Genomic DNA, 13,115 nt, shown 5'->3' with positions numbered 1-13,115 from the left:
CCTCCCGGGAGCGTGTCGTGGCGTCAGCCGACCTCCTTGCGGGCCACCCGTACCGCCCCGGCCGCCACGGGGACGACGATCCAGAGGGCGGCCGACATCGCCAGCCGCGCGGCGCCGCCGCCGGTCATGTCACCGGTCACGAGCGGCGCGACGGTGGTGTTCAGGTCGAGCCACCCGGCCAGGGTCTCGCCGGTGTCGCCGAGCCTGCCGACGACGCTCCACAGCATCGGGTTCACCAGGTAGACCACGATCGCGGCGGGCGCGTTCAGCAGCAGGGTGCCCAGGGCGAGCCCCATGGCGACCATGAGGACGTTCGTCCCGGCCCAGCCCAGCAGGGCAAGGAGGTTCATCTCCCAGACGGCCGGGACGCCCCGGACGGCGGCGACCACGGCCGTCGCCGGCACCGCGGCCAGCGCCGACAGCAGGGACGCCGCCAGGGCCGCGGCCACCGCCGGCACGTACTTGGCCGCCAGCACCCGGCCGCGCCGGGGTTCGAGGGTGAACGTGGTCAGGGCCGTGCGGTGGCTCCACTCGCCGGTCACCGCGAGGATGGCGAGCACGGGCATCAGGGTGGCGATGGGCATCCCGGCGGTGAAGGCCAGGGTCTGCAGCTTCGGGTCCGTCACGAAGCCGCGGCCCGCGACGCCCGCGAGCACCAGGGCGGCCAGGACCGCGGTCATGATCTTCCCGCTGCGCGTGTCGGCGAGCTTGCGGGTCTCCACCACCAGCAGGCGGCGGAACGGGATCGGCGCGAGGACCCGCTCGGCGCGGCTCGTGCCGCCCGTGCCACCCGCGCCGCTCATGCCGCCCACGCCACCCATGTCGCTCATACCGCTCATGCCGCGCCCCGGTCGGCGTGCGCGGTCAGCTCGATGAAGGTCTCCTCCAGGCCGCGGTCCCGGCCGAGCTCGGCGGCGGTGCCCTGGGCGAGGACCCGGCCCCGGCCGATCATCACGATGTGGTCGGCCACCTGCTCCACCTCGTGCAGCAGGTGCGAGCTGAGCAGCACCGCGCGCCCGGAGGCGGCGAGGTCGCGGATCAGCCCGCGCAGCCAGCGGATGCCCTGCGGGTCGAGGCCGTTGGCGGGCTCGTCCAGGACGAGGACCTCGGGCTCGCCGAGCAGCGCCTCGGCGAGCCCGAGGCGCTGCCGCATGCCCAGCGAGTAGCCGCCGACCGTCCGGCGGCTCTCCCGGCCGGACAGCCCGACCAGGTCGAGGGCCTCCTCGACCCGTGTCCCCGGCAGGCCGAGCGCCGTCGCGGTCAGGGTGAGGACCTCCCTGCCGGTGCGGCCGGGATGCCGGGCGTCGGCGTCGAGCAGCGCGCCGACCCGGGCGGCCGGGCGGTCCAGTTCGCCGTACGGCCGGCCGAGCACGGTGGCCGAGCCGGAGGTGGCCCGGGAGAGGCCGAGGAGGATGCGCAGGGCCGTCGACTTCCCGGCGCCGTTGGGCCCGAGGAAGCCGGTGACGCTTCCCGGGCCGACGGCGAAGGACACGTCGTCGAGCGCCTTCACCCCTTTGTAAACCTTGCTGACGCGGTTGAATTCGATCACGGAACCAGTCCACCGGACCGGGGGGCCGGCGGTCATCGGACCGGGGTGGACGGCCGGCGGACCCGGGGCGATTCGGCGTCGCCGCGATTGTGGACCTTCGGCCACCCCGATGTATACCCGGGTCGCTGAGGAGCGGGCCCGCGCGGTGCATAGGCTGTGGGGCCGTGGACGACCGTACGGAGCACCAGCCGCCCCTGACGTGGCGGGACTCCGCGCTGCGCTACCTGTGCGCCGCGGTGCCGATGCTGTTCTTCGGCGCCCTCATGGTGATGACCGCCTCCGGGAAGCCCGATCGCCTCGGGGAGGCGCTGGTCGACGCGGGGCTGGGCGTGGCCGGGCTGGTCCTGCTGCGATGGCGGCGCCGCCTGCCGTGGCAGACCGCGTTGGCGACCGCCCTGCTGACGGCCTTCTCCGCCACCGCCACCGGCCCGGCCTACGTCGCCTACGTGTCGCTGTGCACGCACCGCCGGTGGCGCCGGATCGTCCCGGTCGCGGCCGTCTTCTGGCTGTGCCTGACGGCCTACGCCGCCTGGCACGGCATCGACCAGAGGACGGTCGTCTCCACGGTGACCGGCGCCGCGATCCTCGGCGGGCTGACCGTCTTCGGCCTGTACCTGCGCGGGCTGCGCGACCTGGCCGCCTCGCGGCGGGAGGCGGCGCTGGCCGCCGAGCGCGAGCAGGCGCAGCGGGTCGAGCAGGCCAGGCTCGCCGAACGCGTCAGGATCGCCCACGAGATGCACGACGTCCTGGCGCACCGGATCTCCCTGCTGGCGATGCTCGCGGGCGGCCTGGCGTATCGGACGGACCTCACCGCCGGGGAGAGCCGCGAGGTGGCGCTGGCGATCCAGGAGAACGCGCACCAGTCGCTGAACGAGCTGCGCGCCGTACTCGGCGCCCTTCGGTCCGAAGACGCCTCCGGTGCCCCGCAGGCGCCGCAGCCGGGGCTGGACCGGCTGGGCGACCTGTTCGACGAGGTGCGGGCGGCGGGCCAGCGGATCGAGGTGACCGACGCCGTCGAGGACCGGGGGTCGCTGCCGGCGCAGACCGGCCGGCACGCCTACCGGATCGTGCAGGAGGCCCTGACCAACGCCCGCAAGCACGCGCCGGGCAGCCGGGTGCGGGCCGAGATCGGCGGACGCCCCGGCGACGGCCTGCGGATCCGGGTGAGCAACCCGGCGGCGCCGGGGACGCCCGCCGGTCCCGGCGGGCGGCTGGGGCTGGTGGGCCTGGCCGAGCGGACCCGGATGGCCGGCGGCACCCTCAGCCACGCCGTACGAGACGGGTGCTTCGTCCTCGACGCCCGGCTGCCGTGGGAGGCTTGACCGGTGATTCGGCTGGTGATCGTGGACGACGACCCGATGGTGCGGACCGGGTTGCGCCTCATCCTGGGCGGCGAGCCCGACCTGGAGATCTCGGGCGAGGCCGGGGACGGCCGGCAGGCCATGGAGGTGATCCGCGACCTGCGGCCGGACGTGGTGCTGATGGACATCCGGATGCCCGGCCAGGACGGGCTGACCACCACCGAGCTGCTGCTGAGGCGGCCGGACGCGCCCCGGATCCTCGTGCTCACCACCTTCGACGCCGACGACCTGGTGTTGCGGGCCCTGCGGCTCGGCGCGGCCGGGTTCCTGCTGAAGGACACGCCGCCGCCGAAGATGGTCGAGGCGGTCCGCGCCGTGACGAGGGGCGAGCCGGTGCTGTCGCCGAGCGTCGCGCGGCAGGTGATCGCCGCGGCCACCGGCGGTCCCGAGCCGCGGGGCCCGGAGGCGCGGCGGGAGCTGGCCAGGCTCACCGAGCGCGAGCGCGAGGTCGCGGTCGAGGTGGCCCGGGGCAGCTCGAACGCCGAGATCGCGGGGCGCCTGCACATGAGCGTCGCGACCGTGAAGGCGAACATCACCCGGATCTTCGCCAAGCTGGAGACCGACAACCGGGTCCACGTCGCCATGAAGGTGCGCGACGCCGGCCTCCTCTGATCCGCCCTCCGCCCCCTGCCGTCGTTCCCGGCCGGTCCGCGCCGGCGGCCCGTCGCCGCCGGGCCCCGTACGGAGATCAGGGCGGCCGTACGGTGGCCCGGGCCACCCGGGGACGTTCGTCAGCATATGCTGACAAGCGGGCCGCGTCAGCATATGCTGACAGCATGACGACGGTAACCGAACTGGCCGAGGCCACCACCGGCGAGGACCCGGTGACGGCGCTGGCCGCCGTGGCGGCCCTGCGGCGGCTCCTGGAGGAACTGGAGGCCGCGCACGTCACCGAGGCCCGCTCCCAGGGCGCGTCGTGGGAGGCCATCGCGGCGGCGCTCGGCGTGAAACGGCAGACGGCGCACCGCAAGCACGCGCACCGGATCATCGACGGCGGGAGATGAGGATGTTCGAGAGGTTCACCCCCGAGGCCCGGCGGACGGTGGTCCGGGCCGGCCTGCTGTCGCTCGACGCCGGCCGCACCGCCCTCGACGACGACATGCTGCTGCTCGCCCTGGCCGAGGCGTGGCCGGTGGGCGGCTTCGCGGTGTCCCCGGACGCCGTCCGCGCGCTGCTGCCGGTGAACCCGGCGGACCGCCCGGGCGACCGCGACCTGCTGGCCGGCCTGGGCATCGACCTGGACGAGATCCGCCGCAGGCTCCCGGCCCGCCGCGCCGACCCGGCCGCGTGGCGGCTGCGCCGGCCCCGGACGCGCCCGCTGCGCGTGACGCTCTCCGGTCCGGCCGGCGACCTCCGGCTCACCGTCGCGGCCCGCAAGGCCGTCGAGGTCGCCCTGCACCACGGCGCCCGCCGTACCGGGGGCGGGGCCACGGACGAGGACCTGGTGAGGGGTCTGCTGGCCGACGGCTCCGGCGCCTCGGCGGCGATCCTGCGCCGCCTCGGCGTCGACCTCCACGGTCTCGCCGGAAGGCTGTGGCCTCTCCGCGCGTCCGCCTGACCACCGGGCCCACCCCCGTACGGCGACGCCGCGCGGCGGGCGTGGCGCCACACGGCGCGGGAACGGGGCCGGGCGGTTCCCCGGCCCCGCCGGGCCGCCGTACGGGACGCCGGGGCCGGTCAGCCGGTCAGTCCGTCGCTGTGGCGGCGCCGAGCAGATCGCGGATCCGGCCGGTGGCCTCGGCGAACGGGGGCTGCGACATCGTCTCGGCGTAGTCGCGGGAGCCGGGCAGGTCGACGTCGATGATCTCGGCGACGGTTCCCGGCCGCGCGGTCATCACCAGGACCCGGTTGGCGAGGTAGACCGACTCGGCGATGGAGTGGGTGACCAGGAGCACGGTCGTGCCGGTCTCCCGCCAGATCCGGTGCAGCTCGACGTTCATCTGCTCGCGGGTGAGCGCGTCGAGCGCGCCGAACGGCTCGTCCATCAGCAGGACCGGCGGGCGGTGCAGCAGCGCCCGGCACAGCGCCACCCGCTGCTGCATGCCGCCCGACAGCTCGTGCGGCAGAGCGTCCTCGAAGCCGGTGAGCCCGGTCATCTCGATCAGCTCGTCCGCCCTCCGGCCCGCCTCGGCGGCCGGCATCCCGCGCATCTCCGCCTGGAGCAGGATGTTGCGGCGCGCGGAGCGCCACTCCAGCAGGGCGGCGCGCTGGAACACGTACCCGATGTCGTGCCTGGTGCTGCCGACCGCCTCCCCGAAGAGGCGCACGCCGCCCGCCGACGGCCGCAGCAGGCCGGAGACCAGCTTCAGCAGGGTCGACTTGCCGCAACCCGAGGGGCCGACGATCGAGACGAACTCGCCGGGCGCGACGCTCAGCGAGACGTCGCGCAGCGCGGTCACCTCCTTCTTCTTGGCCCTGAACCGGACCGCGACGGCGTCGAGCTCCACCGCCGCGACCGCGGTCGCGGCACCGGGCGTGCGCTCGGCCTCCAGGTTGCCTTTCATCCCCATCCCTCCAACGTGGTCTCCCCGGCCTTCCGGCCCCCGGGCTTTCCCACCCCAGGGGTCTTCTCCGCCCCTGAGGGCTCTCCGGCCCCGGGCTCGCCGGCTCCGGGAAGGAAGCCGGCGTGCCCGCCGCCCGAGGGGCGGCGCGCTCACCCCTTCGGGGTGACGCTCTCGTCCCAGTAGGCGGCCGGCGCCTCGGCCTTGGTGATCACACCCGCCTTGACGAAGGTGTCGATCGTCGCCTGCCAGTCCGCGGCGGTGTTGACGCCCGGGGCCATGCCCTTGGTCGCGTCGGTGTGCAGCAGCGTGACGGTGGTCTTGAACTGGTCGAGCAGCACCTGCTTGCCGGGGAGCTGCTCGGAGGCGCCGTCCATCGCGTCCACCGCGGCCTGCGGGTCCTTCTCGGCTGCGGCCCACGCCTCGCTGGTCGCCGCGACCATGCGCTTGACCAGGTCGGCCCTGCTCTCCAGGTTCTTGGTGGAGGTCAGCAGGCCGTTGCTGTAGAAGTTGAGGCCGAACTCGGAGAAGCGCAGGTAGGAGACCTTCTTGCCGGCCTTCTCCTGCATCGTCGGCCCCTGGTCGGAGGCGTAGCCGAGCAGGGCGTCGGCCTGGCCGGAGATCACCGCGGCGATCTTCCCCGCCGGGTCGGTGTTCTGCAGCTGCACGTCGTTCTCGGCGAGGCCGTTCTGCTTGAGGAAGGCCGGGAACGTCCTGGACAGCGCGTCACCGGCGGTGATGGCGATCTTCTTGCCCTTGATGCCGGCGGGTTCGGTGATGTTCTTCTCGTCGAAGAACTGCACGGAGGCCGGGGTGGTCTGCAGGTAGACCCCGAGGCTCTTGACCGGGACGCCCTGGGAGACGGAGGCCAGCAGCGCGGGGGTGTCGCCCCAGCCGAAGTCGGTCTGCCCCGCCCCGGTGGCCTGGATGGTCTTCTGCGAGCCCTGGCCGGCCTGGATCTTCAGGTCGATGCCGTGCTTCTCGAAGACGGCCTGCTTCTTGCCGAGGTAGAACGGCGCGTGCTCGCCGTATGGGTACCAGTTGAGCGTGAGCGTCACCTGGTCGAGTTCCTTGCCCGACGCGCTGGTGGTCGTGCCGCCGTCCTCGCCGCCGCAGGCGGTGAGGAGGAGGGCCGGCAGCAGGGCGGCGATGGCGATCCGGGATTTCACGGGGGTGCCTTCCTTGGGGGGTCGGTGGCCGGTTCGAGGCTTCAGAGGGTCGTGGTCGCGGCCTCGCCACACCGGCTGGCGTGCCAGGGCAGCATCAGCTGCTCGGCGATCTCGACGAGGACGAACAGCACGACGCCGATCAGCGACATCACCAGCAGCCCCGCGAACAGCATGGGGGTGTCGAGGTTGCCGTTGGCCTGCAGGATCACGAAGCCCAGCCCCTCGTTCGCGCCGACAAACTCGCCGACCACGGCGCCGGTCACCGCGAGCGTGACGGCCACCTTCAGGCCGGAGAACAGGTGCGGCAGGGAGGCGGGGAAACGGATCTTGGCGAAGGTCTTGAGCGGGCTCGCGCCCATGGTGGCGGCGAGCTGGAGCATCTCGGGGTCGACGGACTTCAGGCCGGTCACCATGGAGATGACGACGGGGAAGAACGCGATCAGCACGGCGACGACGACCTTGGGGGTCAGCCCGAACCCGAGCCAGACCACGAACAGCGGGGCGATGGCGATCTTGGGGATGACCTGCGCGAAGAGCAGGACGGGGTAGAGCGTCTTCTCCACGGTCGTGGAGTAGACCATCACCACGGCCGCCAGGACGCCGATGACGACGGCGATGACGAAGCCGAGGACGGTCTCGTAGGTGGTCACCCAGGTGTGCTGCCAGAGATACGACGACTTCTCCGCCATCACCCCCAGGGTCGTCCCCGGCGACGGAACGAGGTAGGGCGGCACCAGCTGGGTGGAGGTGATCGCCCACCAGACGGCGAAGCAGGCGATGAGCAGCGCGACCGGCCGCCAGCTCCGTTCGAGGACGGCGAGCAGCCGCCCCTCGGACCCGCCGGGGTTCATGCTCATGATGAGCACCCTCCTTTCGCCCGCGTACGGGCGCGGCCCGCGTGCAAGCGCTTTCTGTTGACCTGAAAGCGCTGTCAGAAAGCGCTTTCCGGTGTACGGTAGGGGCCACCTCACATACGGGTCAAGAGGAGGTGATGGAGGAATTGGACAAATGGTCGCAGGTGACCCTCAACGACGTCGCCCGTGAGGCGGGGGTCTCTTCCGCCACCGCCTCCCGCGCGCTGAACGGCACCACCCGCGTGCGCGCCGACCTCCGCGAGCGGGTCCTGGCCGCCGCGGAGCGGCTCGCCTACACCCCGAACGCCCACGCCCAGGCCCTCGCCCGCGCCTCCAGCCAGGCGGTGGGCGTCATCTGCCACGACGTCAGCGACCCCTACTTCGCGGGGATCTCCGGCGGGGTCATGCGCGCCGCCGCGGAGCACGACCTCCATGTGATCATGGGAAGCACCTTCCGCGACCCGGCCCGCGAGCTGTCCTATGTCTCCATGATGCGCGGCCAGCGCGTCCGGGCGATCCTGCTGACCGGCTCGGGGTTCGAGGACCGTGCCTGGCAGGGCGCGATGCGCGAGGAGCTGGCCCGGTGCGCCGCGGCGGGGACGCGCATCGCCGCGGTCAGCCGTCACCGCGGCCTCCGCGTCGACTCGGTCCTGCCCGAGAACCGCGCCGGGGCCGCCGCGCTGGCCAGGGCACTGCTCGGCCTCGGCCACCGCGACTTCGCCGTGCTCACCGGACCGCCGGTCATCACCACCGTGGTGGACCGCCTCGCCGGCTTCCAGGAGGCGCTCGCCGAGGCGGGGGTGAGGATCGCCCCGGACCAGATCGTGGAGGGGGCCTTCAGCCGCGACGGCGGCCACCGGGCCGCCTCCGAACTGATCGCCCGCGGCCTGCGCGCCACCTGCGTCTTCGCCTCGACCGACATCATGGCGGTCGGCGCGCTGGCCGCCTTCCGCGGCCACGGCCTGTCCGTGCCCGGCGACGTCTCGCTGGCCGGGTTCGACGACATCCCGGTGATCGGCGACCTGACGCCGCCGCTGACCACCGTGGCGCTGCCGCTGGAGGAGATCGGCAGGCGCGTCATGGCGCTGGCCCTGCGGCCCGCCACCGCCGGGCGCAGCCGCGTCGAACGCGTCCCGGGAACCGTCGTGCTGCGCGCGAGCACCTCGGCCCCCGCCGTACGACCACTGCGGGAAAGGTCCCCGCGCCCGCTCACCGAGACCCCGGGCTGACGCCCGCGCCGTTTCCCTTCGCCGCACCGGAGGCGGGGCCACGGGTCAGGCGGTCTCCACGACCTCGCCGGGCCTGCCGGGCGGGGTGAGGCCGCGCCCGTCGCCGTTCCCGCCGTCGTGGTCGCCGCGGCCGTGATCGCCGCCACGGTCGCGGTTCCCGTCGTGGTCCCGGCCCTCGCCGTGCTCGTCATGCTCGTCCAGGAGGGTCTCCTCGTCGAAGGGGACGCGGCCGGAGAGCACCTCGGCCGCGCGTTCCCGGTCGAACTCGCCGGTCCAGGTGCCGATCAGGACGGTGGCGACCGAGTTGCCCGCGAAGTTGGTCAGCGCCCGCGCCTCGGACATGAAGCGGTCGATGCCGACGATCAGGCCGACGCCGTCCACCAGCGCGGGACGGTGCGACTGCAGGCCGCCCGCGAGTGTCGCCAGGCCCGCGCCGGTGACGCCGGCCGCGCCCTTGGATGCGATGATCATGAAGGCGAGCAGGGAGACCTGCTCGCCGACCGAGAGCGGGGCGCCGGTGGCGCTCGCGATGAACAGGGTGGCCATCGTGAGGTAGATGGCGGTGCCGTCCAGGTTGAACGAGTAGCCGGTCGGCACGGTGATGCCGACGACGGGGCGGCTCACCCCCAGGTGCTCCATCTTGGCGATCAGCCGGGGCAGGGCCGACTCCGAGGAGGAGGTCGACAGGATGAGCAGGAACTCCCGGCCGAGGTAGCGCAGCAGGGACAGCAGGTTGACCCGCGCCACCAGCCACAGCAGCGGCCCGAGGACGCCCAGCACGAACACCAGGCAGGTCACGTAGAAGGCGAGCATGATGAGGCCGAGGCTGCGGAGCGCGTCCACGCCGGTGGCGCCGACCACCGAGGCCATCGCGCCGAAGGCGCCGACCGGGGCGGCCCACATGATCATGGCGAGGATGCGGAAGACGAGCCGCTGGATGTGGGCGACGCCGTTCAGGACGGGGACGCCGCGCTCCCCCATGGCCTGCAGGGCGAACCCGGCGAGCAGGGCGACCAGGAGGGTCTGCAGCACCTGCCCCTCGGTGAACGCCGACACCAGCGTGGTCGGAATGATCCCGAGCAGGAAGGAAACGGTGTCGCTCTCGCCGCCCTTGGCCGCCTCGGCTTGAGCCGACTTGCGCAGCTCGTCGGTGAGCTGGAGGCCGTGGCCGGGGTCCACCAGGTTGCCGACGACCAGGCCGATGGCCAGCGCGACGGTGGACATGACGAGAAAGTAGCCGATCGCCAGGCCGCCGACCCGGCCGACCTTGGCGGCCTGCGCGACGGAGCCGACGCCGAGCACGATGGTGCAGAAGATGATCGGGCTGATCATCATCTTGATGAGGCTGACGAAGGCCGTGCCCAGGGGTTTCAGCGCCGTACCGAGATCCGGGGCCAGCAGTCCTACGGCGATGCCGGCGATCACCGCCAGGACGACGGCCAGGTACAGGTAGCGAGTCCGGTCTCGGGACATGGGCGGAGGGCCTCCGATCCTCGATGCGAAGTCGTCAGATGACTATGCACCTCGGATGTGACCCATGTCACCCTCACGCCGCCATTACGGACATCGGACCGGCGGCGGGCACGCGGCGGCCGGCACGCGAACCCGGCCGCGGGCGACGGGTCCGGGCGATCCGTCAGACCGCCCGGAAACAAGGCTCCGGGAGGGGGGAGCCTCCGAGTCAGCCGCCGTGGTTCAGCGGCTCACGGGGAGCGTCGATGATCACGTCGGAGAAGATGTCCACCATCAGGGCGATCAGCCCGCCGACGGCGGCGATCCCGACCCCCACCCAGAACATGATCCAGCTGGGTCCGGCGCACAGGCCCACTCCGCCGACCGTGAACCCGGCCAAAATAACGAGCACCGCAAGCCAAGACTTGGGGCTTCCTCCGTGGCTTCCAGCCATGAGCCTTATCTGTCCTTTCTGTGCATCAACGATGCGTGTCGTCCGCGGCGGCGATCACCCTGGTCAGCACCCGGTGGAGCTCCTGCAGCTCCTCCAGGTCCATACCCAGTCGCCGGGCGACGGACGGCGGGATCCTCTCAGCCTCACTCCTCAACTGCCGGCCCTCCGGAGTGAGCGTGATCGCCAGGACGCGTTCGTCCCGGCTGTCACGCCGCCGCCGGAGGTAACCGATCGCCTCAAGTCTTTTGAGGAGCGGTGACAGCGTACCGGGGTCGAGTCTCAGTAGCTTGCTCAGCTCCTTCACAGAGAGCTGGTCGTGCTCCCACAGGGCGAGCATCACGAGATACTGCGGGTGGGTCAGCCCCATCGGCTGCAGCAGCGGCCGGTAGACCCCGATGACGCCGCGCGAGGCCACCGCGAGGGCGAAGCACACCTGTCGTTCCAGGCGCAGCGCCTCGGTCATATCACTCACATGCACCTCCAACCGACATAGTAAGGTAATTGGTGTACAAAGCATTGCGGCACCAAGCATCACCAGCCCTGAGGAGCTCCATGTTCAACCGCAAGCCGATCGAGGAGCGGATCGCCGAACGCCAGGCGGGGCGTTCCGAGCTCCGCGAGGGCAAGTACTTCGAGCACGGCCCGGCGAGGTTCGTCTTCCTCTTCGTGATCATCTTCGTGGTGCTCGGCCACCTGGGGGGCCTGGTGCTATTGATGATCATGGACATGAACTGAGCCCCCGCTCCCCCTGCCTTCCACTCCCCCGCCTTCCGCGCCGTCGGCGGCCCTCGCCGTACGCCGGGGCCCGTCCTCCGTACCGCACCCGCCCGGTCCGACCTGGCCCGGCGCGCATGAGCCTGCACGGACCCACATGGGCCCGTACAGGCCTGGCGCTCGTTCGTGCGCGTATCTAGAGTGATCAAGGCAGAAACGATCAAAAACGCGCGGTGACGGGAGCGGGCATGGGCGACGACCTGCGTATCGGGGTGGCGGGATACGGCATGAGGGGGTCGCTGGCTCGCGAGGCGCACCGGCCGGGGAACGGCAGCGCGGTGGTGGCCGTGTGCGACCCCGCCCCGGAGGCCCGTGAGCGCGCCCGCGCCGACTTCGGCCCCGGCACGCGCGTCACCGCGGACCTCGCCGATCTCCTGACCCCGGACGTGGACGCGGTGATGATCCTCACCCCCGACCACGCGCACCTGGAGCCGGCGCTGGCCGCGCTGCGGGCCGGGAAACCCACACTGGTGGAGAAACCCCTCGCGACCACCGTTGAGGACTGCGACCTGATCCTCCGTACGGCGCGCGACCACGGCGCCCGGCTGTACGTGGGGCACAACATGCGCCACATGCCGGTCGTGCGCGTCATGCGGCGGCTCATCACCGAGGGCGCGATCGGCGAGGTCAAGGCGGTGTGGTGCCGTCACTTCGTCGGGCACGGCGGCGACTTCTACTTCAAGGACTGGCACGCCGACCGCCGCAACACCACCGGCCTGCTGCTGCAGAAGGGCTCCCACGACATCGACGTGATCCACTGGCTGGCCGGGGCCAGGACGGAGCTGGTCAGCGCCATGGGCGCGCTGACCGTCTACGGCCGGGTCACCGACCGCTCCCCCGGGACGCCGTCCGGCTGGTACGACCCGGAGACCAACTGGCCCCCGCTCGCCCAGCGGGGACTGAACCCGGTGGTGGACGTCGAGGACCTGTCCATGATGCACATGCGCCTGGAGAACGGCGTCCACGCCGCCTACCAGCAGTGCCACTTCACCCCCGACTACTGGCGCAACTACACCGTCATCGGCACCGCGGGCCGCCTGGAGAACTTCGGCGACCACGGAGAGGGGGCCGTGGTGCGGGTGTGGAACGCCGGGCGGCGCGACTACGACCCCGAGGGCGACCTCCAGGTGCCCGTCGAGGTGGGCGCCGGCGGCCACGGCGGCGCGGACGAGGCGCTGGTCGGCGAGTTCGTCCGGTTCGCCGCCGAGGGCGGACCGACCGACACCTCCCCCGTGGCGGCGCGCGACAGCGTCGCGGCGGCGGTCCGCGCCACCGAGTCGCTGCGGGACGGCTCCGTCCCCCGGGAGGTGCCGCCGGTCGCGCCGGACCTGGCCGCCTACTTCGCCGCCGGGCAGGTCTGACCGACGGCGGGCCGCCCACGCCTCGGCCCTTCAGCCGGGCCGGACCGCACCCCGCGTCCGGCCGGGCTCGTCTCCCGGCCAGCCGGGCGGTGTTCCGGACATGAGAAGATGATGTTCCGGTCGGCCGAAGCCGGGCCGCCCCGAGACCAGGAGGTTCGTATGCCTGACGTCACGCCGGAGCCCGACGGCACCGAGAGCACCCGGGCCGTCGAAGGCGCCGACGGTGCGGAGAGCACCGACGACGAGCTCAAGCGCAAGTTCCGCGAGGCCCTGGAGCGCAAGAAGCAGGCCCAGATGGAGCTGAACAGCGGTGGCCGCGGCAACGGCGCCTCGAAGATCCACGGGTCCCAGGGCCCGGCCGGGGGCAAGCGCTCCTTCCGCCGCAAGAGCGGCTGACCCGCGAGGGTGGCT

16 protein-coding genes are annotated in these 13,115 nt (G+C 72.7%); 8 read left to right on the top strand and 8 right to left on the bottom strand.

The annotated features are described in order from the left end of the window. Positions 1 to 23: 23 nt before the first annotated feature. The gene (locus ACQP10_RS16155) at positions 24 to 830 is read right to left on the bottom strand and encodes a hypothetical protein (protein ID WP_433541642.1); all 807 of its coding nucleotides are present in this window, start codon (positions 828 to 830) and stop codon (positions 24 to 26) included. A gap of 5 nt (positions 831 to 835) precedes the next feature. Then, positions 836 to 1,549 carry an ABC transporter ATP-binding protein gene (locus tag ACQP10_RS16150; protein ID WP_433541641.1) on the bottom strand — a complete coding sequence of 238 codons (714 nt, stop codon included), beginning with the start codon at positions 1,547 to 1,549 and terminating at the stop codon, positions 836 to 838. Positions 1,550 to 1,713: 164 nt separating this feature from the next. On the opposite strand from ACQP10_RS16150, the gene ACQP10_RS16145 reads away from it, so the two are divergent. The 4 genes from ACQP10_RS16145 to ACQP10_RS16130 all read left to right on the top strand — a co-directional run bounded on the left by ACQP10_RS16145 (position 1,714) and on the right by ACQP10_RS16130 (position 4,468). Further along, positions 1,714 to 2,871 carry a sensor histidine kinase gene (locus ACQP10_RS16145; protein ID WP_433541640.1) on the top strand — a complete coding sequence of 386 codons (1,158 nt, stop codon included), beginning with the start codon at positions 1,714 to 1,716 and terminating at the stop codon, positions 2,869 to 2,871. A 3-nt stretch (positions 2,872 to 2,874) separates the two neighbouring features. Beyond that, positions 2,875 to 3,522 (top strand): response regulator transcription factor, encoded by a 648-nt coding sequence (locus tag ACQP10_RS16140; RefSeq protein WP_399500329.1) that lies wholly within the window; start codon positions 2,875 to 2,877, stop codon positions 3,520 to 3,522. 164 nt (positions 3,523 to 3,686) lie between these two features. Continuing rightward, entirely contained in the window at positions 3,687 to 3,914 is a 228-nt protein-coding gene (locus tag ACQP10_RS16135; RefSeq protein ID WP_399500330.1) for a helix-turn-helix domain-containing protein, read from the top strand. 2 nt (positions 3,915 to 3,916) lie between these two features. Then, the gene (locus tag ACQP10_RS16130; protein ID WP_346019899.1) at positions 3,917 to 4,468 is read left to right on the top strand and encodes a hypothetical protein; all 552 of its coding nucleotides are present in this window, start codon (positions 3,917 to 3,919) and stop codon (positions 4,466 to 4,468) included. Positions 4,469 to 4,595: 127 nt separating this feature from the next. On the opposite strand, the gene ACQP10_RS16125 is transcribed toward ACQP10_RS16130, so the two are convergent. The 3 genes from ACQP10_RS16125 to ACQP10_RS16115 all read right to left on the bottom strand — a co-directional run bounded on the left by ACQP10_RS16125 (position 4,596) and on the right by ACQP10_RS16115 (position 7,437). Continuing rightward, positions 4,596 to 5,414, bottom strand: a complete 819-nt coding sequence (locus ACQP10_RS16125) for an ABC transporter ATP-binding protein (RefSeq protein WP_433541639.1) — start codon at positions 5,412 to 5,414, stop codon at positions 4,596 to 4,598. A 149-nt stretch (positions 5,415 to 5,563) separates the two neighbouring features. Continuing rightward, a complete protein-coding gene (locus ACQP10_RS16120; protein WP_399500331.1) occupies positions 5,564 to 6,580 on the bottom strand; it encodes an ABC transporter substrate-binding protein in 1,017 nt (338 codons plus the stop codon). A gap of 41 nt (positions 6,581 to 6,621) precedes the next feature. Then, positions 6,622 to 7,437, bottom strand: coding sequence for an ABC transporter permease (locus tag ACQP10_RS16115; protein WP_433541638.1), 816 nt, complete (start codon positions 7,435 to 7,437; stop codon positions 6,622 to 6,624). Between the two features lie 134 nt (positions 7,438 to 7,571). Between ACQP10_RS16115 and ACQP10_RS16110 the strand changes: the two genes are divergently transcribed. Continuing rightward, positions 7,572 to 8,663 carry a LacI family DNA-binding transcriptional regulator gene (locus ACQP10_RS16110; RefSeq protein WP_346019902.1) on the top strand — a complete coding sequence of 364 codons (1,092 nt, stop codon included), beginning with the start codon at positions 7,572 to 7,574 and terminating at the stop codon, positions 8,661 to 8,663. Positions 8,664 to 8,708: 45 nt separating this feature from the next. On the opposite strand, the gene ACQP10_RS16105 is transcribed toward ACQP10_RS16110, so the two are convergent. From ACQP10_RS16105 to ACQP10_RS16095, 3 genes are all read right to left on the bottom strand, one after another. Next, positions 8,709 to 10,136, bottom strand: coding sequence for a cation:dicarboxylate symporter family transporter (locus tag ACQP10_RS16105; RefSeq protein WP_399500332.1), 1,428 nt, complete (start codon positions 10,134 to 10,136; stop codon positions 8,709 to 8,711). 208 nt (positions 10,137 to 10,344) lie between these two features. Then, positions 10,345 to 10,569, bottom strand: coding sequence for an HGxxPAAW family protein (locus ACQP10_RS16100; protein ID WP_179817749.1), 225 nt, complete (start codon positions 10,567 to 10,569; stop codon positions 10,345 to 10,347). Between the two features lie 25 nt (positions 10,570 to 10,594). Continuing rightward, on the bottom strand, positions 10,595 to 11,032 hold the full coding sequence (locus ACQP10_RS16095) for a MarR family winged helix-turn-helix transcriptional regulator (protein ID WP_179822532.1): 438 nt from the start codon (positions 11,030 to 11,032) through the stop codon (positions 10,595 to 10,597). An 89-nt stretch (positions 11,033 to 11,121) separates the two neighbouring features. Here ACQP10_RS16095 and ACQP10_RS16090 point away from each other — a divergent pair, with 89 nt between their 5' ends. The 3 genes from ACQP10_RS16090 (at position 11,122) to ACQP10_RS16080 (ending at position 13,100) form a co-directional block, all read left to right on the top strand. Further along, entirely contained in the window at positions 11,122 to 11,304 is a 183-nt protein-coding gene (locus ACQP10_RS16090) for a hypothetical protein (RefSeq protein WP_179817750.1), read from the top strand. Positions 11,305 to 11,531: 227 nt separating this feature from the next. Beyond that, positions 11,532 to 12,704 carry a Gfo/Idh/MocA family protein gene (locus ACQP10_RS16085; protein WP_399500333.1) on the top strand — a complete coding sequence of 391 codons (1,173 nt, stop codon included), beginning with the start codon at positions 11,532 to 11,534 and terminating at the stop codon, positions 12,702 to 12,704. Positions 12,705 to 12,863: 159 nt separating this feature from the next. Then, a complete protein-coding gene (locus ACQP10_RS16080; protein ID WP_179817752.1) occupies positions 12,864 to 13,100 on the top strand; it encodes a DUF5302 domain-containing protein in 237 nt (78 codons plus the stop codon). Positions 13,101 to 13,115: the final 15 nt, after the last annotated feature.

The sequence above is a fragment of the Streptosporangium sandarakinum genome (genome assembly GCF_050942225.1).
GTDB lineage: Bacteria > Actinomycetota > Actinomycetes > Streptosporangiales > Streptosporangiaceae > Streptosporangium > Streptosporangium nondiastaticum.
The sequence above is the reverse complement of the archived record's forward strand: the minus strand, read 5'-3'. Positions and strand labels throughout refer to the sequence as shown.